This window comes from Ochrobactrum sp. Marseille-Q0166, from assembly GCF_014397025.1.
Lineage (GTDB): Bacteria > Pseudomonadota > Alphaproteobacteria > Rhizobiales > Rhizobiaceae > Brucella.
The window spans coordinates 93,664-117,482 of the sequence record NZ_JACJUO010000001.1 but is presented as its reverse complement, the minus strand read 5'-3'; the positions used below and the strand labels follow the sequence as shown (position 1 = coordinate 117,482).

Genomic DNA, 23,819 nt, shown 5'->3' with positions numbered 1-23,819 from the left:
TCAATCGAACCGAACTGCGCTCTAGTGTCTCTCCCGGTTGACCTGAGAAGCACAAGTCTATAGGTAGGCGCTAATTATGGTGCTTCGTTAGTCGTCAGGAGAGTTGTGAACTTATAGGTTCACGACCGATGGGTATGCGGCTTGAGAAGCTTTTTTCGTGAAAGTTATTCATGTCCCTGCCTGATACAATCGCTCCGGCTCTTTCCGGAGCATTAGCCGCTCGTGGTTATACGACACTCACCGCTGTTCAGAATGCTGTTCTGGCACCGGAAACTCTCCATGCAGATTTGCTCGTTTCCGCCCAGACTGGTTCTGGCAAGACCGTTGCTTTCGGCCTTTCCATGGCCTCGACCATTCTTGGTGATGAGCTGCGCTTTGGCCGTCCTGAAGCGCCATTCGCAATGATCATCGCGCCAACGCGTGAACTCGCCTTGCAGGTTCGTCGCGAACTGGAATGGCTCTATGCTGATACGGGTGCAACAATTGCATCTTGTGTTGGTGGTATGGACATCCGTTCCGAGCGCCGCGTGCTTGAACGCGGAGCACATATCGTTGTCGGAACACCCGGTCGTCTGCGCGACCATATCACCCGCAATGCACTTGATATGTCACAACTGCGTGTCGTCGTGCTCGATGAAGCTGACGAAATGCTCGACATGGGCTTCCGTGAAGATCTTGAGTTTATTCTCGGTGAAGCACCAGAAGATCGCCGTACATTGATGTTCTCGGCAACGGTCCCGAAGCCGATTGCCCAGCTTGCGAAGCGCTTCCAGAAAGACGCACTGCGTCTGACTGTTCAGAGCGAAACAAGCCAGCACGCTGACATCGATTATGTCGCCATGCCGGTTCCGCCACATGAGCGTGATCACGCGATCATCAACGCGCTGCTCTATTACGATTCGCAGAACTCGATTATCTTCTGCTCGACCCGCGAAGCGGTAAAGCATATGGCAAGCCGTCTCTCCAATCGCGGTTTTGCGGTTGTGGCGCTGTCGGGTGAACTGAGTCAGGCAGAACGCAATAATGCATTGCAGGCAATGCGTGATGGCCGTGCGCGTGTTTGTGTTGCAACCGACGTTGCAGCCCGCGGCATCGATCTGCCGAACCTTGATCTGGTTATTCATGCCGACCTTCCGAACAACCCGGAAACCATGCTGCACCGTTCGGGCCGCACTGGCCGTGCAGGCCGCAAGGGTACCTGTGTTCTCGTTGTTCCGTTCTCGCGCCGTCGCAGTGCAGAACGTCTTCTGCAACTGGCTAAACTTGATGCACAGACCATTTCTGCACCAAGCATTGCGGCGGTTCAGGCGAAGACCAATGAACGCATTCTCAATGCGGACGTTTTCAATCAGCCAGTTGAAGAAGAATATCAGGAACTGCTGAAGGCGCTCACCGAGCGCTACACGCCAGAACAGATCGCAGCTGCGTTTCTGAATCGCGAAGTCGCCTCCTACCCGGCAGCAGAAGAAGTTTCCGATGCACCTGTGCATCCTGTTGGCGGCAAGAAGCCGCGTGAGCGCTCTGAGCGTGGTGATCGTGGCGACCGTTTTGAACGCGGCGAACGTCGTGAACGTGGCGAGCCGGGTGAACGCTTCGATCGTAATTCTTCATTTGATGGCGTCTGGTTCTCCGTTTCTGCCGGTCGCAAACATCGTGCCGATCCAAAGTGGCTTCTGCCGCTCATTTGCAAAGCGGGTGACGTATCGAAGCGTGACGTCGGTTCGATCAAGATTTTCGATAATGAAACGCGTTTCGAAATCACCGCAGCCAAGGCTGATGAATTCCGCCGCTCGGTCGAAGAACGTGGCACCGGTGAAAAGGGTCTTGTGATCCGTAACGCCGTTGCAGGCGCTGGTGGCGATGCTTCGCCACGCGAAGGCAAGCGCGATTTTAAGCCACGCGGCGACAAGCCTAGAAGTGATTTCCGTGATGGCAACCGTGATAATGCCAAGGGCGGTTGGTCGAAGCCGAAAGGTGACTTCAAGAAAGATGGTTTCAAGAAGGACGGCAAGAAATTCGGTGATGGCGGCTTCAGCAAGAAGCGTCGCGGCGAGTAACAGCCCTCAATGAACGAAAAGCCCGCCATTAGGCGGGCTTTTTTTTAGGTATGATATCCCCCGAAGAGCAGGAACGCGCTTCGGGGCCTATATCTTAAACGTCGAGATTGGCGACGCTCAGTGCATTTTCCTGAATGAACTCGCGGCGTGGCTCAACTTCGTCACCCATCAGGCGGGAGAAGAGCGAATCGGCATCGGTCGCGTCCGTCACCTTGACTTGCAAAAGCGAACGCACATTTGGATCGAGCGTGGTTTCCCAAAGCTGTTCCGCATTCATTTCGCCCAAGCCTTTATAACGCTGCAATGTCAGACCCTTGCGGCCTGTAGCGAAAATCGCATCAAGCAGCGCCATCGGGCCGGAAAGTGTTTCGACCTTGTCTTTACGGCGCAGAACCGGCGGCTCAGCGAAAACTTCCGACAGACGCGAAGCCACACGGTCGATCTGGCGCGCATCTGCAGAGCCGAGCAGAGCCATGTCGAGAATGGCAACATCCTTCACGCCACGCACCATGCGCTCGAAGCGATAGCCGCCGTCTTCCGTCACATGGGCGGTCCAGCCACGCTCGGTTTCTTCCGAGATCATGTCGAGACGCTTGGCAACGATATCGGCGGAAGCCTGCGACGCAGCATCGTTAGCGGTCGCATTCGGGTTAAGAAGGCCTGCAATCGCGGCCTGTTCCACAACACGACGATCATAACGCGTATGAAGGCCCGAAAGAAGCTGACGCAGTGTGCGTGCATCGTCGACGACTGATCGAAGGTCAGGTCCGGCGCGCACTTCACCGCTGCCCATTTCAAGAGCCGCTTCTTCAAGGCCGGTTTCGATAAGGAAGTCTTCGAAAGCAGCTTCGTTCTTGATATATTGCGAGGACTTGCCACGCGATACCTTATAGAGGGGCGGCTGCGCGATATAGATATGACCGCGCTCGATCAGCTCCGGCATTTGACGGAAGAAGAAGGTCAACAGCAGCGTCCGAATATGCGCGCCGTCGACGTCAGCATCCGTCATAATGATGATCTTGTGGTAGCGCAGCTTGTCAGGATTGAAGCCGTGCGATTCATCCTTGCCGATCGACGTGCCAAGAGCTGTGATCAGCGTGCCGACCTGATCGGATGAGATCATGCGGTCAAAGCGGACGCGTTCCACGTTGAGGATCTTGCCGCGCAGCGGCAGAATAGCCTGGTTCTGGCGTGAACGACCGCTCTTGGCCGAACCACCAGCAGAGTCACCCTCGACGATGAAGATTTCTGACTTTGCAGGATCGCGTTCCTGACAGTCAGCCAGCTTGCCGGGAAGCGATGTCACACTCAGATTGCTCTTGCGTGTGATGTCGCGTGCCTTGCGGGCTGCTTCGCGGGCTGCGGCGGCCTGAATGACCTTTTCAACAATGGTCTTGCCGCCTGAAGGATGTTCTTCGAGCCATGTTGAAAGCGCTTCATTGACGAGGCTTTCAACGACAGGACGGACCTCCGAGGAAACCAGCTTGTCCTTGGTCTGCGATGAAAACTTTGGATCAGGAACCTTGACCGAAAGCACAGCCGTCAGACCTTCACGGCAATCATCACCGGTCAGGCTGACCTTTTCTTTCTTGGTCATGCCGGATGCATCGGCATAACCCGTCACCTGACGGGTCAGCGCGCCACGGAAACCGGCCAGATGCGTACCACCATCGCGCTGCGGGATGTTGTTGGTGAAGCACAGCACTTTTTCATGGTAGGAATCGTTCCACCACATGGCGACTTCAACGGTCATGCCATCTTTTTCGCTGCGGATATAGATCGGCTCGTCCAGAAGGGATTTCTTGCCCTTGTCGATATATTTTACGAACTCAACCACACCACCTTCATAGTGAAGTTCCTGTTCGCGAATATCGGCGTGGCGACGGTCTGTCAGTTTGATGCGGACGCCGGAGTTGAGGAACGCCAGTTCGCGCAGACGGCGCTCGAGCGTATCATAATCAAACTCGACCATGGTAAACGTATCAGGCGAAGGCAGGAAGCTGACTTCGGTGCCTGTATCGCTGCCTGCATCACCAATGACCGCAAGCGGAGCATCAGCTACCCCGTGCGTAAAGGCCATTTCATGGATTTTGCCGGCGCGCCGGATTTTCAGCTTCAGCCAGATCGACAATGCGTTCACAACCGACACACCCACGCCGTGCAGGCCACCGGAAACCTTATATGAATTCTGGTCGAACTTGCCGCCGGCATGGAGCTGGGTCATGATGACTTCGGCAGCCGAAACGCCTTCTTCTTTGTGAATGTCAGTCGGAATACCGCGGCCGTTGTCGGTCACAGTACACGAGCCGTCGGCATTCAGCGTGACGGTGACAAGCGTTGCATGTCCGGCCAGCGCTTCGTCGATGGCGTTGTCCACGACTTCGTAGACCATATGATGCAGGCCCGAGCCGTCATCCGTGTCACCGATATACATGCCTGGACGCTTGCGAACTGCGTCGAGGCCTTTCAGAACACGAATGGAATCCGCGCCATATTCGGCGGCGGCTACGGAATTCATCTCTGGTGTCTCGCTCATGAAAATCTTTCGAAAATGCGCCGCGAAGGCAACCTTAAAGTCTGCCGCAATTGCAGCAATAAAAACCCTGTCGAATCACACGACAAACATGGCTTTAATATAGGCGTTAACGGCGATTTTTCCAAATTTTGGGGCCAAATTTACCGGGGATTCCGCTCATTTGGTGGAAGATGATGAGCCGGAGTGTTGGGTGGTCTGTGGAACTGCCACAATTGAAGCCTATATCTTGTTCGACGGGGGTGTTCTCGATCAAAAGGAGCACTTGATGAAAACCACAATTGCCATGAAAGATCCAGCTCAACCGTTTGTACCGCCTGCGCCGCGCCCGCGCGAAAAGCCGGTTGGACGCTTTGAGATGATGCGCGTGGTTTACAAGAACCCGCTCGAATTATGGGGCGAGCCTTCCTATAACGAGCGTTGGGTTTCTGTAAGCTGGCTTGGCATCAAAACCATCATTGCCAACGATCCGGGCCTTATCCGTCATGTGCTGGTCGATCATGCCGCCAATTATCCCATGTCCGCCATCCGTCAGCGCGTGCTGCGTCCTATCTTACGTGATGGATTATTGACCGCCGAAGGTCAGGTCTGGAAGCGTTCGCGCAAGGCGATGGCGCCGGTTTTCACCCCGCGCCATATCGGCGGTTTTGCGAGCGCCATGCGAAACCGCTCGCTGCAGTTTGTCGAGCGATACAAGACCAATGGCATCATCACCGATGTCGCCCACGACATGACGCTGCTCACCTATGACATTCTGGCTGAAACGCTGTTCTCTGGCGAAATCGCCGGTGATCCCAATGATTTTGCGCACCAGATCGACAAGCTTTTTGAAACCATGGGCCGCGTCGATCCATTCGATCTTCTTGGCTTGCCCGAATGGCTGCCGCGCTTCACGCGCCTTCGTGGCAACCAGTCTCTTGGCTTCTTCCGCGAACTGGTGTCCGACACGATTGCTCTGCGCAAGGCACGTATGGAGAAAGGCGAAGAGGTCCCCAACGATTTCCTGACCCTGCTTTTACGTGCCGAAGGACCGGACGGTCTGAGCCGCTCGGAAATTGAAGATAATATCATCACATTCATCGGCGCCGGGCATGAAACGACAGCCCGGGCGCTCGGCTGGACGCTTTATCTGCTTGCAAAGGCACCGCAGGAACGCGAGCGTGTTGAGGCTGAGATCGATGCGTTCTTTGCGGATGGCGGCAATGACCTGCCGCCGCAGGAATGGCTGGCAAAACTGCCCTTCACGCGTGCCGCTTTTGAGGAGGCGATGCGACTTTATCCGCCAGCGCCGTCAATCAATCGCGAGGCTGCATCGGATGACACCTATGGCGATCTGAAAATTGCCAAAGGAACAGCGGTGCTGGTTATGCCATGGGTAATCCATCGTCACAGGCTTTACTGGGAGCAGCCGGATGCCTTCATGCCGGAACGCTTCTGGCCCGAAAACCGCGACAAACTCGACCGCTTTCAATATCTGCCCTTTGGTGCTGGTCCACGTGTCTGCATCGGTGCGAGTTTCGCGCTTCAGGAAGCGGTGATTGCGCTTGCAACCTTGCTTGATGGCCGTCGCTTTGACGTCCTGGAAACCACAATGCCATGGCCGGTGCAGAAACTCACCACCCAGCCGCAGGGCGGTCTGCCGATGAAGGTGATGAAGCGCTAATCAACGCTTCAACCTCTCGGAATGCCATTTTAGATGGTCATCCATGAAGGACGAGATGAAGAAATAGGAATGGTCATAGCCTTCTCGCATATTGAGCGTGAGCGGGATGCCAGCCTTTGTGCAGGCTTCTTCCAATAGCCATGGACGCAGGCCTTCATGAAGGAAGCCATCAGCTTCACCCTGATCGACCAGAAATTCGGGAAAACGGTAGCCGTCTTCAATGAGCAGCGTCGCGTCATAGGCACGCCATGCACGTTCTTCTGCGCCCAGATATTTTTCCAGCGCAGGCTTCGACCAGCCCGCCTTTGAAGGCTGGACAATCGGTGCGAAAGCTGATGCCGACTTGAAACGATCCGGGTTTTTCAGTGCTATGGTCAGCGCACCATGTCCGCCCATCGAATGACCAGTGATGGCCTGACGCGCCATGTCGAGCGGAAATTTGTCTGTCACCAGATCGGTCAGTTCCTTGGTGATGTAGCTATACATCTGATAGTTTTTGGCAAATGGCTCTTGCGTGGCATCGACATAAAAGCCTGCACCCTTGCCGAACTGCCAGTTATCAGGTTCATCCGGCACGTCATCACCGCGTGGGCTGGTATCTGGGCAAATAACGGCAATTCCAAGTTCTGCTGCAAGGCGGCGATATTCGCCCTTGTCCATCACATTCTGATGGGTGCAGGTGAGGCCGGAAAGATACCAGAGCACCGGCACCGGGCCATCCTTTGCCTGCGGCGGCAGGAAAACGGCAAAGGTCATATCGCACTGATTGGTCTCGCTCTTATGGCGATAAACGCCCTGTGTTCCACCAAAGCATTTTGCGGTCGAAATCGTTTCCATGAGAGTTCCTGCTGTTTATCCGCTGCCGAGTGCGACCACGACATTCACTGTCGCCGCAACAAGGACCGTATTGAAAAAGAATGACACGACGCTGTGCAGAAGCGTTACTTTGCGCATTGCTGTGGTCGTGACATTGGTGTCCGACGTCTGTGCCGTCATGCCGATGACGAAGGCGTAATATGCGAAATCCCAACCGGATGGCTCCGCCGTTTCTGGAAAGGCAAAGCCGCCACAATGTTTGCTGGCGCGCGCCGCATCTTTTCCCGCAGGCTCTGTGGGTTGCCAGTACATATGGGCGTAATGGATGGCCGTCATCATATGGATCGTAAACCAGCCAAGCGGAACAGCAGTCAGCGTCACAACGAGGGAGAGCATATCGGCTTCGGGCTTCTGATTGACGAGAATGAACAGTGACACGACCGCCACAACAACAGTCGCAAATGTCACCAGAAAGATGATCCATATTGGTTCATCTGCCGTGGCGGCATGTTTTTTGAGGTATGCTGCCGTCAGTTTTGGCAATGCACACAGCGCCAAAGCAAGATAGAGCACAAAAAAACAGTTTGCCCCGATGACCGGAGCAAGCGGGCTTTTTAGAAGCCAGGCAATGATGAAAGCTGTTACGCCGCCAATGGCTGCCAGATAAAAGGACATATGGCGGCGGAGCAAAAACATCACACAACGCTTTCCTGCGGTTCTAACCGCATATCGACATGCGGAATGCCATCTTCGAGATATTCTTCCGAAATCGCGACAAAGCCGAACGAGCCATAGAATTTCTGCAAATGGCTCTGTCCGCCAAGCTCAATGGCAATGCCCGGAAAGCGGTCCTGAGCAAAAGCAATCGCCTCTTTCATCATGCGATGACCAAGCTTGTCACCACGATAATCGGCTGCGACGACAACCCGACCGATTTTGACCGGCTTTCCTTCCTTCTCTGGTGGCAGAACCCGCAAACTCGCTGCGAGTTCCGCACCATCGAGAATGCGTAAGTGAAACGCGTCATAATCCTTGCCGTCGATTTCGGGGTAAGGGCAATTCTGCTCCACCACGAAAACATCCACGCGCAGCTTCAGCATCGCATAAAGCGCGCGCGGAGTCAGGCTGTCGATCTCATCCCAATGAGAGGTGAAAAGCTTTTCACGCATCAGTAGACAATCACCGAACGGATCGACTTGCCTTCATGCATAAGGTCGAAAGCCGTGTTGATTTCATCAAGCGGCATGGTGTGGGTAATGAGGCTGTCGATGTCGATCTTGCCTTCCATGTACCAGTCAACGATCTTTGGAACGTCGGTGCGACCACGAGCGCCACCAAATGCAGTGCCTTTCCAGACGCGTCCGGTGACGAGCTGGAATGGACGCGTGGCGATTTCCTTGCCCGCTTCCGCAACGCCGATGATGATCGATTCACCCCAGCCGCGATGGCAGCATTCGAGCGCCTGACGCATGACATCGGTGTTGCCGGTAGCATCGAAAGAATAATCCGCGCCGCCATCGGTCAGATCCTGAATGGCCTGCACGACCTTGTCATTGCCGATTTCGCGCGGGTTGATAAAGTCGGTCATGCCGAATTTCTTCGCCATTTCCACCTTGGATGGATTGATGTCGACGCCGATGATCTTGTCCGCCCCAACCATACGCGCGCCCTGAATGACATTGAGACCAATGCCGCCAAGACCAAACACAACAACATTGGAACCCGGACGAACCTTAGCCGTATAAATAACTGCGCCAATGCCGGTGGTAACACCGCAGCCGATATAGCAGATCTTGTCGAAAGGCGCATCTTCGCGAACCTTGGCGACTGCGATTTCCGGCAGAACGGTGAAGTTCGAGAAGGTCGAGCAGCCCATATAATGGAACACTTCACCGCCATCGCATGAAAAGCGGGTTGTGCGGTCTGGCATGAGGCCCTGACCCTGCGTTGCGCGGATCGATGTGCAGAGGTTTGAACGCTGCGACAGGCAGGTTTTGCACTGGCGACATTCCGGCGTGTAGAGTGGGATCACGTGATCGCCCGGCTTAACGGACGTTACGCCAGCGCCCACTTCGCGCACGATGCCCGCACCTTCATGGCCGAGAATGGCCGGGAACTTGCCCTCTGAGTCAAGGCCGGAAAGCGTGTAGGCATCGGTGTGGCAAACGCCGGTCGCCATGATTTCGACCAGCACTTCGCCCGCGCGGGGACCGCCGATTTCAACGGTTTCGATGGTGAGCGGCTTTTTTGCCTCCCAGGCAACGGCTGCGCGTGACTTCATGTTTGCAATCCTTCTATTCGTGCGCCCTATTTCAGATAGGTGCGCAAAATTCGCATGATTTCGTCGATCTCTGCATCGGGATCTGCCACCGCATCGCGTGCTATCGTCTCACGAGACTGACAACGACTTTGGCCGAATGTCTCTCGAAAATGGCTTTCCAGTACTTCCGCCATTAATCCGTTGGTCGCGCCACGCAAGGCTGCGATCTGCTGCAAAAGTGCGGCGCATTCCGTGCCCGATTCCACAGCGCGCTCCAGTGCCTCGGCCTGGCCTTTGATGCGGCGCAGGCGCGTCAAAGCGCGCTTTTTGTCTTCCGGTGAATGCGGCATGAAATCTCCCGATTTTCATGAAGCCTATATACTATAGGGGAGTATGTCAATTGCTCCGGAAATGCCTTTTGCGAGAATGATTTTCTCCGCAATTGGCATGGACCGGAGTTTATAGCATTTCCAGCAAAAGTGCGAAGCGGTTTTGCTTCGGATAATGCGTAAAAACAAACAGTTACAGCAGTTCACTCTTAACTGGAGCTGCTGTAGGCCTCAAGCTTGAGATGCAAGAGCGGATAAGGCCGTCCCTGATCATCCGTTTCCGAGCGACCTGTCGCAACAAAACCGACATGGCGATAAAAGCCCACGCCTTGTGCGTTCTGCTCATTCACATCGACGGTCAGCGTGCCGCGCTTTTTCGCGTGCGCAATCATATGTTTGCCAATACCCTTACCGCGTTCAGCCGGCGAAATGAACAGGCTGTCGATATTGTTATCGGTCATGCCCATGAAGCCGACCGCTTGGCCGTCATATTCAACGACATCGACTTCCACATTTGGCAGATATTGCTCTGCGACCAGCTTTTCGATCTCATTGAAGTCTTCACGGCTGAGAAAATCATGCGTTGCCAGCACGCTTGCGCGCCAGATCGCCGTGAGGGCAGGGGCGTCGGCAGGTGTGGATTTTCGGATATGGATCATCGTCGCTCCTTGTGTGATAAGCACCAAAGCAACGCCTTTATAATACGGAATTTCATTTGACGAGTCTGCCCGATCTTCCCGTTACCCGCATTCTCCCGCAACTTGACGCCGCGCTTGCCAATCATGCGAGTGCAGTTCTGGTTGCGCCTCCCGGCGCGGGTAAGACGACGCTGGTGCCGCTGCATTTTTTAAATGCTATCTGGCGCGGCGACGGCATGATTGTGCTGCTGGAGCCTCGTCGTTTGGCAGCGCGTGCAGCGGCGCGCCGCATGGCGCAGTTGCTCGGTGAAGAGCCGGGCGAAACAGTCGGCTATCGTATGCGCCTTGAAAGCAAGGTTTCGGCGAAAACCAAAATCCTTGTGGTGACTGAAGGCGTTTTTGCCCGCATGATCCTCGACGACCCTGATCTCAAGGGCATTGCCGCCGTTCTGTTCGATGAGTTTCATGAGCGTAGCCTTGATGTCGATTTTGGTCTGGCGCTTGCGCTCGATGTGCAGGCCGCTCTGCGTGACGATCTCAAGATTCTCGTGATGTCGGCAACGCTGGATGGCGCGCGTGTGGCCTCCCTTTTGGGCGATGCACCCATTATTGAGAGCGAAGGCCGCGCTTTCCCCGTCGATATTCGCCATCGCGAGCGCAAGCCTGACGAACGCATTGAAGACGTGATGGTGAAAGCCATTCGCGAAGCGCTGGCCGATGAAACGGGCAGCATTCTCGCCTTTCTGCCCGGTCAGGGCGAGATCGAACGTACCGCAGGAATTCTGGAAAAGTTGCTGCCTGCCAATATCATTCTGGCCCCGCTTTATGGTGCCATGGAAGGCCGTGATCAGGATGCGGCAATCAAGCCAGCTCCCGCAGGTCATCGCAAGGTGGTGCTGGCGACCTCGATTGCCGAAACCTCCATCACTATCGACGGTGTGCGGGTGGTGATCGATTCTGGCCTTGCCCGCCTGCCAAAATATGAACCTGCTACGGGCCTCACGCGCCTTGAAACGGTGCGCACGTCACGCGCAAGTGCGGATCAGCGCGCTGGTCGTGCCGGTCGTACCGAGCCGGGCATCGCCATCCGCCTCTGGCATCAGGGGCAAACGGCGTCACTTCCTGCTTTCTCGCCGCCCGAAATTCTGGAAGCCGACCTTTCCGGCCTAGTCCTCGATGCGGCTGCATGGGGCGTGACCGATCCTACGACGCTTTCGCTGCTCGACAAACCACCGTTGCCCGCGCTCAAAGAAGCCAAAGCATTGCTTAGCCGGCTTGGTGCGCTTGATGAGGCTGGACGTCTGACCGCAGACGGCAAGGCTATGCGCTCGCTCGCCTTGCCTGCTCGTCTGGCGCATATGGTGGCGGAAGCGGGCAAACGCGGCGAGGCCTTGCGCGCTGCAGAGCTTGCCGTTCTTCTGACCGAGCGCGGCCTTGGCGGCAATGAAACCGACCTCGACACGCGCATGTCGCGGTTTCGCAATGACCGTTCTGATCGCGCCCAGCGCGCCAAAGGACTAGCGAAACGTCTGGCTGCAAATGTGCCCAACAAAGGCGAAGCAGCGGGATCAAGTGTTGGCCGTATGTTGATTGACGCCTATCCAGACCGTATCGCTAAGGCGCGTGGGACAACGGGGCAATTCCTGCTGGCCAATGGGCGTGGTGGCGAAGTCGATCCGGCGATCAGCCTCAGCCGCGCGCAATGGCTGGTGGTGGCCGATATGTCGGGTAAAGCAGGCCGCGCACGCGTGCTTTCTGCGGCGGAAGTCTCTGAAACAGAAATCCGCACTGCTCTTGGCACCAAGATCGAAAGCGGCCGACAGGTCGTCTACGACGCGGAAAAGAACGCTTTGCGTGCGCGTGAAGCCGTTCGCATTGGTGCTATTGCCCTGTCGGAAAAGCCGCTTGCCGCTCCTTCCGGCGTGAGCGCCGATGAAGGTGTAATCGCTGCCGTGCGCGAGCATGGACTGCAAATCCTGCCATGGGGCAAAGAAGCTGAAATCCTGCGTCGTCGTCTCGGCTGGCTTTATCGCGGTCTTGGCGATCCATGGCCGTCGATGGATGACGACAATCTTATTGCGCGCCTTGACGACTGGCTTCTGCCGTTTCTCACTGGTGAGGCGCAACTCGACCGCATCCCGGCGCATGTGCTGAAAAACGGATTGATAAGCCTCGTGCCGTTTGACCTGCAACGCCTCGTCGATCAACTGGCACCAACGCATTTTGAAGTGCCGACCGGCTCGAATATTCCGATCCGCTATGACACGGAGGAGCCGGTTCTGGCCGTGCGCGTGCAGGAGCTGTTCGGCCTTGGTATCCATCCGGCCATTGCCAATGGCAAAGTACCGCTTTTGCTGGAATTGCTTTCGCCCGCCCACCGCCCGATACAGATCACGCGTGATTTGCCGGGCTTCTGGCAAGGCTCATGGGCCGATGTGCGCTCTGATATGCGTGGCCGCTACCCGCGCCATGTCTGGCCGGAAGATCCGGCGAGTGCCGAAGCCACCCGAAGGGCAAAGCCACGCGGCACCTGATACCGATCACGAATGTAGAACGACGTGAACCTCATCCTGATCACGGATGTTGAGGTTGTCACGGATGCACTTGTCCGAGATCAGCTCGAGACAGTCATGCATATGCGATCCGATACGCCGGAAAATCCATACATTCATAGATCGGGAATGTGCGTGAAGCGTCGCGCGCCATGCTTGCCCCGTGCCACGCCGTGGTTTGAAAAGCTTGCGGCGCAGACTGTTGTTCGCAATTTCGTGCTGCGGGATGACGATGCTGGGCGGAACGAGGCCGCGATCCAGCGCGTTTAGCTGCTTGCGACGGCCTTGCAGAATCGATGGATATTCCATGATCTGCACGTTCAATGAGCCGGATACAAAACGATCCGGCCAGTCATTGGGTGAATTATCCAGATGTCGTTTTCCAGGAATGACGAGCTGGGAATGTTTTCCAAGCCCGGACGATATCTTCCCCCTGAAGATAATCACGCGGCGCCCTCCATCGCTTTGCAGATAGTGTTGTTATAATTCCTTCACAGAATTGACACAATTACTGATTGTAGGGGGGTGCCCATGAGGAAAACCTCGGGAAATCCGCACATAATAGGGCGTTGGGTGTCATGCACGCCAAAGCCTGCGACTGGATGACACAGTTCTGCTTGCGCGAATAAGCGCCTTGCCGCATAAGGGGCGGATAGGGGTGATCATGCACGCAGAATTTGATAATCGGGCTTCAAATCTTTCACGAAAGCCGCGCCTGACCACATTGGTGCGTCTGCGCTGGCTGGCGATTGCAGGACAAACAGCGACCGTCATGTTTGTGGCGCTCTATCTGCAATTCAATTTCGCAGTCGGCATCTGTTTTGCGATGATTGCATGTTCAGCATGGCTCAATCTCTATCTGGCTTTTCGCTTCCCGACCAATCACCGTTTAAGCCCGACCGCCGCAAGTATCGTATTGGCGTTTGATATTCTGCAACTTGCAGGATTGCTGTATCTGACGGGTGGGGTACAGAATCCGTTCATTATTCTTATGGTTGCTCCGGTCATCATTTCGGCGACATCGCTGTCTGTACGCCACACATTGGTTCTCGCTCTGCTCGCCGTAATCAGCACATCATTTTTGATGTTTTATCATAAGCCGTTGCCTTGGTACCCGGGCGAAACGCTCACTCTGCCGCTGCTTTTTGTAATGGGGATCTGGTGCGCAATTGTTTCCGCTTTAGGCTTCACTGGTGTCTATGCTTATCGTATCGCAGAAGAAACGCGACAGCTTGGCGATGCGCTGGCCGCAACAGAACTGATTTTGCAGCGTGAGCAACATCTGACGGCGCTTGATGGTCTGGCAGCAGCAGCGGCTCACGAATTGGGCACGCCGCTTGCGACCATCACGCTGGTCGTCAAGGAAATGCAGCGCAGCTACTCGAAAAAGCCGGACAGCGATCCGGCACTGATTGATGACATTGCATTGCTGCAATCACAGGCCGCGCGATGCCGTGAAATTCTGCTACGCTTGACAAGCCTTTCTTCGGAAAATGAAGAACATATGTCTCGACTGCCGTTCTCATCGCTCATTGAGGAAGTCATCGAACCCCATCGCAATTTTGGTGTCGTACTCAATGTTTCCAAGGTTGAAGGTCCGAAGCCCGAGCCTGTCGTGCGCCGCAATCCCGGGCTTCTTTATGGTCTTGGCAATCTGGTGGAAAATGCCGTCGATTTTGCGCAGAGCGAAGTGAATGTCACATGGGGATGGACCGATAACAGCGTCAGCGTCACAATTCAGGACGATGGCGAAGGCTTCAAACCGGAAATTCTTGACCGAATCGGCGAGCCATATATGAGCAGTCGCGATGCTTCACATAATGGTGGCGGGGGTCTGGGGCTGGGACTTTTTATCGCAAAAACCCTGCTGGAACGCTCCGGCGCGCAAATTAATTTTAAAAATCGTAAGAATCCCGGCCAGGGTGCAGAAGTGAAAGTGATATGGTCGCGATCTGCATTTACCGTAAGTAACTGAAAATAATGTGAATTTAGTGATTGTTATATTTTCAGAGTTTCGTTGTTCGGGAAGAGCATGGCTTTGATTTTCAATGCGAATGTTACAAAATAGCATTTAAACACAATGCTTTATGTTTTTTTGATCCGTCTGGTTTGATGAGATTGCTTCAATAATTCAATGGCTATTTGACTTTTTGCCGCAGGGATACCAATAAGAGAATAAAAATACAGGCAGGAAGCACCCCATGGATGACTTGAAGCAGGAAGACGCCGAAGCCATTGGCAACGATCCCACCCTCCTTCTGGTTGATGATGACAAACCGTTTTTGCAGCGTCTGGCGCGGGCCATGGAAGGTCGTGGCTTTCAGGTGACAACTGCGGAATCGGTTGAAGAGGGAATCGCCGCGGCTAAAACCGCAGCACCCGCCTACGCTGTCGTTGATATGCGTCTTGGCGACGGAAATGGTCTTGATGTGATCGAAGCCATTCGTTCGCGCCGCACCGATACGCGTGCGATCGTTCTCACGGGGTATGGCAATATCGCAACTGCTGTAAATGCAGTGAAGATTGGGGCAATCGATTATCTCTCCAAGCCTGCCGACGCCGATGAAGTTTTTGCAGCGCTCACCCGCCGTCCGGGCGAAAAGGTCGCGCCGCCGGAAAACCCGATGTCGGCTGATCGTGTTCGCTGGGAGCATATTCAGCGCGTTTACGAGATGTGCGAGCGTAACGTGTCTGAAACCGCGCGCCGTCTGAATATGCATCGCCGCACGCTACAGCGTATTCTGGCCAAGCGCGCACCGCGCTAGAGAGTTGCGTTAATCAATATCTGTCTCGGGCACATCGAGACCGGCAAGTTCTGCAATCGTCAGACGGGCAGCGCCTGCTCTTGCAAAGCGCAGCATCAGCGCTTTGCGTGTAGCGCCCGACAGCTTATGCTCGGGCGCATCGCGCAGAATTTCCGCGCCATAACCATCCGATAAAATGAAGCCGCAATCCTCCGGGAAGATTTCGCGTGGCACCGATGGATGTGTCGCAAAAAACAGCCGATCACAGTAATGCCGATAGTCTGGCCACTTCCGATCAGCCTTCCAGTCTTCGATTGAAGATTTAATCTCCACGATCCAGATTTCGCTTTTGCGGCTGACGGCAATCAGGTCTGCGCGTCTGCCGGACGCAAGTGAGAGTTCCGGCAAAGTTGCCAGCCCCATTTCTAGAAACAGACGCTGTACACCGCGACGGACAAGCATGGCATTTTCGGACTGTCGTCCGTCAGAAAGTGGGTGCGCTTTATGGGGAATCACGATTGGCATAGTTGCACTTTAGCGCCCAAAAACCCCATCTTTCAAACGAATAAGCCTGAAAACCTGCGGCATTCCAGTGTTGAAACTTTGGAAAAGGCGGCAAAAAAATGGCGTAACCATGGATTTTTCAATTTACGGTTAACGGCTGGTTAATAATACTCCCTCAAGTTTGCGGGTGAATGAGCGATTCGCTCCTGATGATGGTCTATCTCACTCTGGGAGAAATTCATGAAGTCTCGCGTCTTGCAACTGACTGCAGCCCTTCTTCTTGGTGGTGCACTTGCTGGTTGCTCCACAGTTGGCGGTACGTTCTACACAGCGTCTTATTCTTCTGTCAGTGATGCCGGTTATACGATTCCAGCAATCCCGAATGAGAAGATACCGCAGCAGTACCGCCGCCAGATCGTCAAGTATCAGACAAGTGAAGCACCGGGCACAATCATCGTCGAAACCGGCGAAAAATTTCTCTATCTTGTGCTGCCAGACGGCAAGGCGATGCGCTATGGCATCGGCGTTGGCCGTGAAGGTTTCGGCTGGTCGGGAACGGCGCGTGTCGCCATGAAGCGCGAATGGCCAACCTGGACCCCGCCGGCGCCGATGATCAAGCGCCAGCCGGAATTGGCGAAATATCGTAACGGTATGGGGCCGGGCTTGAAGAACCCGCTCGGTGCACGCGCGCTCTATCTCTACAACAAGGGTGGAGACACCGGATATCGCATTCATGGAACGCCGGAGTGGTGGTCGATTGGCAAGGCCATGTCATCGGGCTGCGTTCGCATGATGAATCAGGACATTATTGACCTTTACGAGCGTACTGAACAGGGCGCTAAGGTTATTGTCCGATAGGACATGATATGAAAAAGGCCGCCTTTCGGCGGCCTTTTAGTTTGGATTCTTTTTGGCTTAGATCTGCTCGACCTGCTGAACTTCAGGCACGAAATGACGCAGAAGATTCTGAATGCCGTGCTTGAGTGTTGCTGTTGAAGACGGGCAGCCAGAACATGCGCCTTTCATGTGCAGAAACACGGTACCGTTTTCAAAGCCACGGAAAGTAATGTCGCCGCCGTCCTGAGCAACTGCAGGGCGAACGCGGGTTTCAATCAATTCCTTGATCGTTTCAACGATTTCAACATCGGCTTCATCGAAGAATTCTTCTTCGCCGTGCTCGTCGCCTGCACTGGAGGTGGCATTGCCTGCCATAACATCGGCGCCCGACATGAAATGTTCCATGATCGTGCCGAGGATTGCTGGCTTCAGGTGCTGCCACTCGCCGTCATCCTTGGTTACAGTGATAAAATCAAAGCCAAAGAAAACGCCGGTAACGCCGGGAACGGCGAAAAGCTTGGCTGCAAGCGGCGATGTATTACCCGCGCTTGCGGCATCGCGGAAATCCGCTGTACCTTCAGGCATCACGACCTTGCCGGGCAGGAATTTGAGCGTCGCCGGGTTTGGCGTAGTCTCGGTCTGGATGAACATATCCGTTCTCCGCTTTCACTATCAGAAACTTTTCGTAAGTATGGATACGCGCGCAGGCAGCTTTTGCCAAGAACGGTCCTACATAATCTATCATCAATATAGGGTGATTATGTCACCGCATCAATGTCTTCATCCGAAAGACCGGCTGGAATGACTGTAACCGGAATCTGGAACTGGGCGCGATTGGCGAGAGATTGCACGAGAGGGCCCGGGCCTTCATTGCCCGATCCTGCCGCAAGTACGAGAATAGCAATATCCTGATCTTCTTCGATAAGGCTTGTCAGCTCGTCTGAGATGCGGCCCTCCCGGATAATCAGCTCAGGCTCAATACCCTGTTCTTCACGTAGTTTGGCCGCGAATTTTTCCAGCGTAGAGCGGGCACGTTCTTCAGCCTCTGCACGCATGATCTCCCCGACGCCAAGAATCTGCTGAAAATCCGAATTGTCTATGACAAAAAGCATGACAAGTGCGCCGTTGGTATTTTTGGCGCGGCGTGCAGCATAGGCAACGGCACGTCCACATTCGGGCGTCTCGTCAATAACGGCAAGAAACTTACGTCGGTGGCCAGCTTCCCGGCTAAGTCGTTTTGATACCATGGCGATAATGTGGCATTGCAAAGCGCCGCCCGCAAGCAGGCAGCGCCGTATTATTTATCAGTCTTGCAGCCAGCCGATGATATCGCGCACATGGCGCATGTTTGCTTCTGCAATGACGCCTGCTCGTTCGCCACCATCTTTGAGAACGCTGTCGATATAGGCAGGATCGGCCACCAGACGGCGCATTTCATGGGTGATTGGCGAAAGCTTTGATACCGCCAGATCAGCAAGTGCTGCCTTGAATTCGGAGAACTGGCGTCCACCAAACTCGCGCAGAATATCTTCCTTCGATTTTGACGAAAGCGCTGCATAGACGCCGACCAGATTGTCTGCTTCCGGGCGACCGGTCAGGCCATCGAGTTCCGAAGGCAGACCATCGGAATCGGTTTTGGCTTTGCGGATCTTCTTGTTGATGGTTTCTTCGTCATCAATCAGGTTGATGCGCGACAGGTCCGACGGGTCGGATTTCGACATTTTCTTGGTGCCGTCACGCAGCGACATGATCCGCATGGCCGGACCCGAAATCATCGGCTCTGTCAGCGGGAAGAAACCGGAAACCTGTTCATCCCCCACCTGCATGTCCACGCCAATACCCAGCGACGCAATACGGTCAGAATAGTCATTGTTGAACTTCTGCGCGATATCGCGCGTCAGTTCGAGATGCTGTTTCTGGTCTTCACCAACAGGAACATGGGTCGCGCGATAAAGCAGAATGTCAGCCGCCATCAGGCTAGGATAGGCAAACAGACCAAGCGAAGCATTTTCGCGGTCTTTGCCAGCCTTGTCCTTAAACTGCGTCATGCGGCTCATCCAGCCGATGCGCGCCACACAGTTGAACACCCAGGCAAGCTCGGCATGCTGCATCACGCGGCTCTGGTTGAAGACGATGCTTCGCTTAGGATCGATACCGGCGGCGAGGAAGGCGGCGGTCACTTCGCGGGTGGACTGGATCAGCTCGAGCGGATCGGGCGAGACGGTCAAGGCATGCATGTCTACCACGCAGTAGATACATTCTTGTGTCTCCTGAACCTCTACCCACCGCTTGATGGCACCCAGATAATTACCGAGGTGAAGGTTTCCGGTCGGTTGAACGCCGGAGAAAACAAGCGGCTTGAACGTGCTCATGATGTTATCCTGATGTTGGCCTTCGCCGGTGGAGAGCGAAGGGGTTTGATTACAGGCCTTTTCGCAGAGCGACAATCGGCTTTCAAGGACAATTATGTGTCAGTGCCAGCTTCCTTTTTCGCACCCCCGCGCTTGATGCCACGACGGATCATTGCCGTGTTTGCGCCGCCAAGCCCGAAGGCCAGAGCAAAATAGACAAGCATGGCAGCCAGAACCATGACTGTTACCGTCCCGGCACGAATGCTGAAAGGCGCTGCTGATGAGAGTTCGTGCGCAAAATATCCTATGGCAAAATGAATGCCTATGGCCATGACACCGGCTGCGATCAACAGGCGTGGAATACGGGTGAGAAGCGGGATATCGTTGCCCCAGTGGCCACGCTTGACCAGCGTTGCAAACAACAATGCGGCATTGACCCAGCCTGCTGTAATTTCTGCAATCGCAATGCCGCTCGGTCCCATGCGTGAAAACAGCGTGATTGCCAGCGTTATGTTCACCGCCACCGAGATAGCGGCAAAGATCATCGGTGTCCGCGTGTCTTCACGCGCAAAAAAGCCGGGAATGAAAGCTTTGATCAACACGAAAGCAGGAAGGCCGATGCCGTAAATTGCGAGAATATTGGAAACAACAAGAGTCGATTCTGCACTGAACTGTCCGCGTTCAAACAGCAGACGAACGATTGGTTCTGACATCACCAAAAGGGCGGCGGCTGCGGGAAGGGTCAGAAACAGTGTGAACTCAACCGAACGATTTTGCAGGTTCGAAGCTTCCTTCATGTGCCCGCCGCGCAGTGCGCGCGACAATTCCGGCAGCAGCACGGTTGCAACGGCGATCCCGACGACGCCAAGCGGCAATTGATAAATACGGTCGGCATAGACGAGCGAGGAAACGGCACCTTCCATGCCCGATGCGATATTGGTGTTGATCAGCAGATTGATTTGCGTGATACCGCCGGTGATGGCGGCAGGAAATGCCAGCACAAGCAGGCGTTTAACGCCGGGTGTCAGGCGCGGGCGCTTGAAGCCGATTTTGATGCCCGCAACGCGCACGTCGATCCAGACGATGGCAAGCTGCACAAGACCTGCAGCCATTACACCCCATGAAAGTGCATAGCCGACAGCCAGCGCGTCATAGCCCTGCCACCATGCGAAAGCCAGAACAGCGATCAGGATGATATTGAGAAAGACCGGTGCAATTGCCGCTGCAAAATAGCGATGCAGCGAATTGAGCATGCCCGCCATCATCGAAGCCAGCGACATACAGGCGAGATAGGGGAACATGATGATTGCCAGCCGCACCGTATTATCAAACTTTACGGGATCATCGGTGAAGCCCGGCGCAATGACCGTGCGCACAATAAACGGCATGGAGAGTTCCATGATGATGGTGATGAAAAGCAGCACCGTGAAAAGAACGCCAAACACTTCTTCGGAAAAGCGGCGTGCGCCATCCATGCCGTTCTTTTCGATTTCCTTGGCAAACAGAGGTACGAAGGCTGCGTTAAACGCGCCTTCCGCAAACAATCTGCGGAATGTGTTGGGGAAACGGAAAGCCGCATTGAACGCATCCGCGACCGGGCCGGTGCCGAGTGCTGCCGCCATGAACATTTCGCGCGTGAAGCCAAAAATGCGGCTCATCAGCGTGCCAGACGCAACGGTTGCGAACTTTTTGACCAAACTCATTTATTGAAAAACCTATGCTGCTGCGCGACCATTGGTCTTGGCGCCGTTTTCGCCACCCAGCACAGCAAGAAGCTTACGCCTGATATTGCCCTGTCGGGTTGCATTTGAAATCTTGTGCCCTACCAGATCCGTTACATAAAAACTGTCGATCACCTTCTCGCCGAAGGTCGTGATATGCGCTGAAGCAATATCCAAGGAAAGGTCAGAAATAAGGCCGGTCAGTTCCGATAAAAGGCCTGGCCGGTCAAGACCTTCCACTTCAATGACGGTGAATTTGTCGGAAAAAGTGTTGTTGATCTCCACACGCGGCTCCACTTGGAAAGCTTTCGCTCCGCGTTTTGGCTTGGTGCGTTTGGCCAGCACATCCGGAAGATGCGCCTTGCCGGATAGCACGTCCTCAATCACCTTGCCCACACGTTCCGCGCGGCGGCGCTCGTCTTCATCGGTATCAAATTCTCGGCTGATGAGGATCGTATCAAGTGCACGTCCGTCGCCGGTGGTGAAAATCTGCGCATCGACGATATTGCCACCAGCCGCTGCACAGGCACCGGTGATGATCGAAAGAAGTCGGGGGTGGTCGGGGGCAAGAACAGTGATTTCAGTCACCGCTTCAAAAGTATGCGGCTTGGCCATGGTAGCCAGCGCACGTCCGTTTTTGTCCGCCTCGCGGATGAAATGCGCATGCCGCACCTGATCATCAAGGCTCACAGTGAGGAAGTAATTGGTGTAGTGCAGGGCGAGATAGGCGTCACGCTCAGCTTGTGGCCAATCGGCAAGCTTTTCGGCAAGCGCTGCGCGTGCCTGCCGGTCACGATCCGCACGCGGCAGTTTGGAGAAGCCACCCGTGAGGACCAATTCTGTTTCAAAGAACAGCGTCCGCAACAGCTGGCCTTTCCAGCCATTCCAAACACCGGGGCCCACACCCTTGATATCGCAGACCGTCAGGATCAGAAGAAGCTTCAGCCGCTCCATGGTCTGAACCGTGTCGGCAAAATCGACAATCGTTTTGCGATCATTGAGATCACGTGATTGCGCAATCATGCTCATGGTCAGATGTTCGCGCACCAGCCATTCGACGGTTTCGGTTTCCGATTTTGAAAGGCCGAAGCGCGGACAAAGTTTTTTAGCAATACGTGCGCCGGCAATCGAATGATCTTCGGGTCGTCCCTTGGCAATATCATGCAGAAGCATCGCCACATAAAGAAGATTACGGTCGCGTTTGAGCGTTGAAATCAGCTGATTGGCCAGCGGATGCTCGTTTTCCAACTCGCCATGTTCAATCTCGGAAAGCACGGCAATGCAGCGCAGAAGATGTTCATCGACCGTATAGTGATGATACATATTGAACTGCATCATCGCGACGATCTTGCCAAAATCCGGGATGAATTTTCCGAGCACGCCGGATTCGTTCATGCGGCGTAGGATCAACTCGGGATTGCGCGGGGAGGTCAGTACTTCGAGAAACAGCCTGTTGGCTTCCGGGTTATCACGCAGTTCCGCATTGATGAGTTTCAACGAGCGGGTGAGCTGTTGCATGGCATCGGGGTGAAATTCCAGCCCGAGCTTATCGGCAAGATGGAAGATGCGGATGATATTGACCGGATCGCGTTTGAACACATCGGCATCGGCAATGTTGATGCGATGGTTCTCAGAGATAAAATCTTTCGTGCCTGCCAGTTTGCGCTTCCGGTTGGAGAACGTCAAAAAGATGCGATTGAAGCCGGGCACATGCTTGGCCTGTTCCTCTTCCAGCGCCGCACAAAGAATGCGGGTCAGATCGCCGACATCCTTGGCGACGAGGAAGTAATGCTTCATGAAGCGTTCGACATAGTTCTGGCCGGGATGCGCGGTATACCCAAGACGCTGCGCGATTTCCGGCTGGATGTCGAAGGAAAGGCGCTCTTCCGCCTTCAGCGTCGCAAAATGCATATGGCAACGCACGGCCCAGAGAAAATCTTCCGCCTTGTTGAACAGGCGCAACTCCGCTCGCGAAAGCACGCCTAGCTTGACCAGTTCTTCCTTGCTTTTGACACGGTAGAAATACTTGGCGATCCAGAACAGCGTATGCAGATCGCGCTGTCCGCCTTTGCCTTCCTTGACGTTTGGCTCGACCAGATAGCGGGTTTCGCCTGCTTTCTTGTGGCGATTGTCACGCTCGGCAAGCTTGGCCTGGATGAATTCGGGCCCGGTGTCCTTGACCACTTCTTCGTCAAAACGCGTGTTGAGCGCATTGAACAGATCGCGATTGCCGATGATAAAACGTGCATCCAGAATGGCGGTGCGGATCGTCATATCTTCGCGCGAAAGACGAATGCATTCGTCGATATTGCGGGTAGAATGGCCGACCTTCAGTCCCATATCCCAAAGCATGTAGAGCATGTATTCAGCGACCTGCTCGCCCCATGGCGTCTGCTTGTAGGGCAGCAGAAACAGCAGATCGATGTCTGAACCGGGCGCAAGTCCGCCGCGCCCATAGCCGCCGACCGCCACAATCGCCATGTTCTCGGCCTTGGATGGGTTTTGCATCGGATAGGCTTTGGTGCTGGCAAACTCAAACAATGCGCTGATCAGCGTATCCATCAGATAAGAAAGACGCCGGGCACAAAGCGTGCCACCACCATCCTTCATCAGCATGTCTTCCGCAACGCCCCGACCGCGAACGAGCGCATCCTTGAGCGCGTGTAAAACGACCTTGCGAACGGGCAGGCTTTGATAACTCTCGTCGGCTGAATCCGCGAGCTCGTTGATCTTGCGACGCAATGTCTCTGGATTGACGATTTCTTCAAGCTTCAGGTCGTGTGCGCTCATGCGGCTTGTATGTCCGGCTTGCCA

Annotated in this window: 20 protein-coding genes; 6 read left to right on the top strand and 14 right to left on the bottom strand. The window is 54.8% G+C overall.

Annotated features, from left to right (window positions below; genetic code table 11):
- The first annotated feature begins 170 nt into the window (after positions 1–170).
- The gene (locus tag H5024_RS00545; RefSeq protein ID WP_187543497.1) at positions 171–2,057 is read left to right on the top strand and encodes a DEAD/DEAH box helicase; all 1,887 of its coding nucleotides are present in this window, start codon (positions 171–173) and stop codon (positions 2,055–2,057) included.
- A gap of 94 nt (positions 2,058–2,151) precedes the next feature.
- On the opposite strand, the gene gyrB is transcribed toward H5024_RS00545, so the two are convergent.
- Complete coding sequence (gyrB, locus tag H5024_RS00540; RefSeq protein WP_187543496.1) at positions 2,152–4,593, bottom strand: DNA topoisomerase (ATP-hydrolyzing) subunit B; 2,442 nt, start codon at positions 4,591–4,593, stop codon at positions 2,152–2,154.
- Between the two features lie 265 nt (positions 4,594–4,858).
- On the opposite strand from gyrB, the gene H5024_RS00535 reads away from it, so the two are divergent.
- A complete protein-coding gene (locus H5024_RS00535; protein WP_247875193.1) occupies positions 4,859–6,253 on the top strand; it encodes a cytochrome P450 in 1,395 nt (464 codons plus the stop codon).
- Here H5024_RS00535 and fghA read toward each other — a convergent pair whose 3' ends face one another.
- The 6 genes from fghA to H5024_RS00505 form a co-directional block, all read right to left on the bottom strand.
- Positions 6,254–7,090, bottom strand: coding sequence for an S-formylglutathione hydrolase (fghA, locus tag H5024_RS00530; protein ID WP_187543495.1), 837 nt, complete (start codon positions 7,088–7,090; stop codon positions 6,254–6,256). It lies immediately after the preceding gene.
- A gap of 15 nt (positions 7,091–7,105) precedes the next feature.
- Positions 7,106–7,765, bottom strand: a complete 660-nt coding sequence (locus tag H5024_RS00525) for a DUF1345 domain-containing protein (protein WP_187546467.1) — start codon at positions 7,763–7,765, stop codon at positions 7,106–7,108.
- On the bottom strand, positions 7,765–8,238 hold the full coding sequence (locus H5024_RS00520) for a GNAT family N-acetyltransferase (RefSeq protein ID WP_187543494.1): 474 nt from the start codon (positions 8,236–8,238) through the stop codon (positions 7,765–7,767). The genes H5024_RS00525 and H5024_RS00520 overlap by 1 nt, the downstream gene beginning before the upstream one ends.
- Positions 8,238–9,350, bottom strand: a complete 1,113-nt coding sequence (locus tag H5024_RS00515) for an S-(hydroxymethyl)glutathione dehydrogenase/class III alcohol dehydrogenase (RefSeq protein WP_187543493.1) — start codon at positions 9,348–9,350, stop codon at positions 8,238–8,240. The genes H5024_RS00520 and H5024_RS00515 overlap by 1 nt, the downstream gene beginning before the upstream one ends.
- A gap of 26 nt (positions 9,351–9,376) precedes the next feature.
- Complete coding sequence (locus H5024_RS00510; protein ID WP_187543492.1) at positions 9,377–9,679, bottom strand: metal/formaldehyde-sensitive transcriptional repressor; 303 nt, start codon at positions 9,677–9,679, stop codon at positions 9,377–9,379.
- Positions 9,680–9,867: 188 nt separating this feature from the next.
- Entirely contained in the window at positions 9,868–10,317 is a 450-nt protein-coding gene (locus H5024_RS00505; protein ID WP_187543491.1) for an acetyltransferase, read from the bottom strand.
- 56 nt (positions 10,318–10,373) lie between these two features.
- Between H5024_RS00505 and hrpB the strand changes: the two genes are divergently transcribed.
- Complete coding sequence (hrpB, locus tag H5024_RS00500; RefSeq protein ID WP_187543490.1) at positions 10,374–12,830, top strand: ATP-dependent helicase HrpB; 2,457 nt, start codon at positions 10,374–10,376, stop codon at positions 12,828–12,830.
- A gap of 6 nt (positions 12,831–12,836) precedes the next feature.
- Here the strand turns inward: hrpB and H5024_RS00495 are convergent, their stop codons facing one another.
- On the bottom strand, positions 12,837–13,295 hold the full coding sequence (locus H5024_RS00495; RefSeq protein WP_187543489.1) for a hypothetical protein: 459 nt from the start codon (positions 13,293–13,295) through the stop codon (positions 12,837–12,839).
- A gap of 217 nt (positions 13,296–13,512) precedes the next feature.
- On the opposite strand from H5024_RS00495, the gene H5024_RS00490 reads away from it, so the two are divergent.
- Complete coding sequence (locus H5024_RS00490) at positions 13,513–14,823, top strand: ActS/PrrB/RegB family redox-sensitive histidine kinase (RefSeq protein ID WP_187543488.1); 1,311 nt, start codon at positions 13,513–13,515, stop codon at positions 14,821–14,823.
- 226 nt (positions 14,824–15,049) lie between these two features.
- Entirely contained in the window at positions 15,050–15,613 is a 564-nt protein-coding gene (regA, locus tag H5024_RS00485) for a global response regulator transcription factor RegA (RefSeq protein ID WP_187543487.1), read from the top strand.
- Positions 15,614–15,622: 9 nt separating this feature from the next.
- Here the strand turns inward: regA and H5024_RS00480 are convergent, their stop codons facing one another.
- Positions 15,623–16,117, bottom strand: a complete 495-nt coding sequence (locus H5024_RS00480) for an MmcB family DNA repair protein (protein ID WP_187543486.1) — start codon at positions 16,115–16,117, stop codon at positions 15,623–15,625.
- A 219-nt stretch (positions 16,118–16,336) separates the two neighbouring features.
- Between H5024_RS00480 and H5024_RS00475 the strand changes: the two genes are divergently transcribed.
- On the top strand, positions 16,337–16,954 hold the full coding sequence (locus H5024_RS00475; RefSeq protein ID WP_187543485.1) for a L,D-transpeptidase: 618 nt from the start codon (positions 16,337–16,339) through the stop codon (positions 16,952–16,954).
- Between the two features lie 57 nt (positions 16,955–17,011).
- Here the strand turns inward: H5024_RS00475 and H5024_RS00470 are convergent, their stop codons facing one another.
- From H5024_RS00470 to H5024_RS00450, 5 genes are all read right to left on the bottom strand, one after another.
- Complete coding sequence (locus tag H5024_RS00470; RefSeq protein ID WP_187543484.1) at positions 17,012–17,584, bottom strand: NifU family protein; 573 nt, start codon at positions 17,582–17,584, stop codon at positions 17,012–17,014.
- Between the two features lie 107 nt (positions 17,585–17,691).
- A complete protein-coding gene (locus H5024_RS00465; RefSeq protein WP_187546464.1) occupies positions 17,692–18,180 on the bottom strand; it encodes a universal stress protein in 489 nt (162 codons plus the stop codon).
- 57 nt (positions 18,181–18,237) lie between these two features.
- Complete coding sequence (gene trpS / locus H5024_RS00460; protein WP_187543483.1) at positions 18,238–19,305, bottom strand: tryptophan--tRNA ligase; 1,068 nt, start codon at positions 19,303–19,305, stop codon at positions 18,238–18,240.
- A 92-nt stretch (positions 19,306–19,397) separates the two neighbouring features.
- Positions 19,398–20,987 (bottom strand): murein biosynthesis integral membrane protein MurJ, encoded by a 1,590-nt coding sequence (murJ, locus tag H5024_RS00455; protein WP_187543482.1) that lies wholly within the window; start codon positions 20,985–20,987, stop codon positions 19,398–19,400.
- A gap of 12 nt (positions 20,988–20,999) precedes the next feature.
- Complete coding sequence (locus tag H5024_RS00450) at positions 21,000–23,795, bottom strand: [protein-PII] uridylyltransferase (RefSeq protein ID WP_187543481.1); 2,796 nt, start codon at positions 23,793–23,795, stop codon at positions 21,000–21,002.
- Positions 23,796–23,819: the final 24 nt, after the last annotated feature.

Coding starts and splice junctions, on each gene's coding strand:
- gyrB (WP_187543496.1), bottom strand. CDS start 4,593: ATGAGCGAGACACCAGAGATGAATTCCGTAGCCGCCGCCGAATATGGC.
- H5024_RS00505 (WP_187543491.1), bottom strand. CDS start 10,317: ATGATCCATATCCGAAAATCCACACCTGCCGACGCCCCTGCCCTCACG.
- H5024_RS00545 (WP_187543497.1), top strand. CDS start 171: ATGTCCCTGCCTGATACAATCGCTCCGGCTCTTTCCGGAGCATTAGCC.
- regA (WP_187543487.1), top strand. CDS start 15,050: ATGGATGACTTGAAGCAGGAAGACGCCGAAGCCATTGGCAACGATCCC.
- H5024_RS00470 (WP_187543484.1), bottom strand. CDS start 17,584: ATGTTCATCCAGACCGAGACTACGCCAAACCCGGCGACGCTCAAATTC.
- H5024_RS00525 (WP_187546467.1), bottom strand. CDS start 7,765: ATGTTTTTGCTCCGCCGCCATATGTCCTTTTATCTGGCAGCCATTGGC.
- H5024_RS00510 (WP_187543492.1), bottom strand. CDS start 9,679: ATGCCGCATTCACCGGAAGACAAAAAGCGCGCTTTGACGCGCCTGCGC.
- H5024_RS00490 (WP_187543488.1), top strand. CDS start 13,513: ATGCACGCAGAATTTGATAATCGGGCTTCAAATCTTTCACGAAAGCCG.
- H5024_RS00480 (WP_187543486.1), bottom strand. CDS start 16,117: ATGCCAATCGTGATTCCCCATAAAGCGCACCCACTTTCTGACGGACGA.
- fghA (WP_187543495.1), bottom strand. CDS start 7,090: ATGGAAACGATTTCGACCGCAAAATGCTTTGGTGGAACACAGGGCGTT.
- H5024_RS00450 (WP_187543481.1), bottom strand. CDS start 23,795: ATGAGCGCACACGACCTGAAGCTTGAAGAAATCGTCAATCCAGAGACA.
- H5024_RS00515 (WP_187543493.1), bottom strand. CDS start 9,350: ATGAAGTCACGCGCAGCCGTTGCCTGGGAGGCAAAAAAGCCGCTCACC.
- trpS (WP_187543483.1), bottom strand. CDS start 19,305: ATGAGCACGTTCAAGCCGCTTGTTTTCTCCGGCGTTCAACCGACCGGA.
- murJ (WP_187543482.1), bottom strand. CDS start 20,987: ATGAGTTTGGTCAAAAAGTTCGCAACCGTTGCGTCTGGCACGCTGATG.
- H5024_RS00465 (WP_187546464.1), bottom strand. CDS start 18,180: ATGGTATCAAAACGACTTAGCCGGGAAGCTGGCCACCGACGTAAGTTT.
- H5024_RS00520 (WP_187543494.1), bottom strand. CDS start 8,238: ATGCGTGAAAAGCTTTTCACCTCTCATTGGGATGAGATCGACAGCCTG.
- H5024_RS00475 (WP_187543485.1), top strand. CDS start 16,337: ATGAAGTCTCGCGTCTTGCAACTGACTGCAGCCCTTCTTCTTGGTGGT.
- H5024_RS00535 (WP_247875193.1), top strand. CDS start 4,859: ATGAAAACCACAATTGCCATGAAAGATCCAGCTCAACCGTTTGTACCG.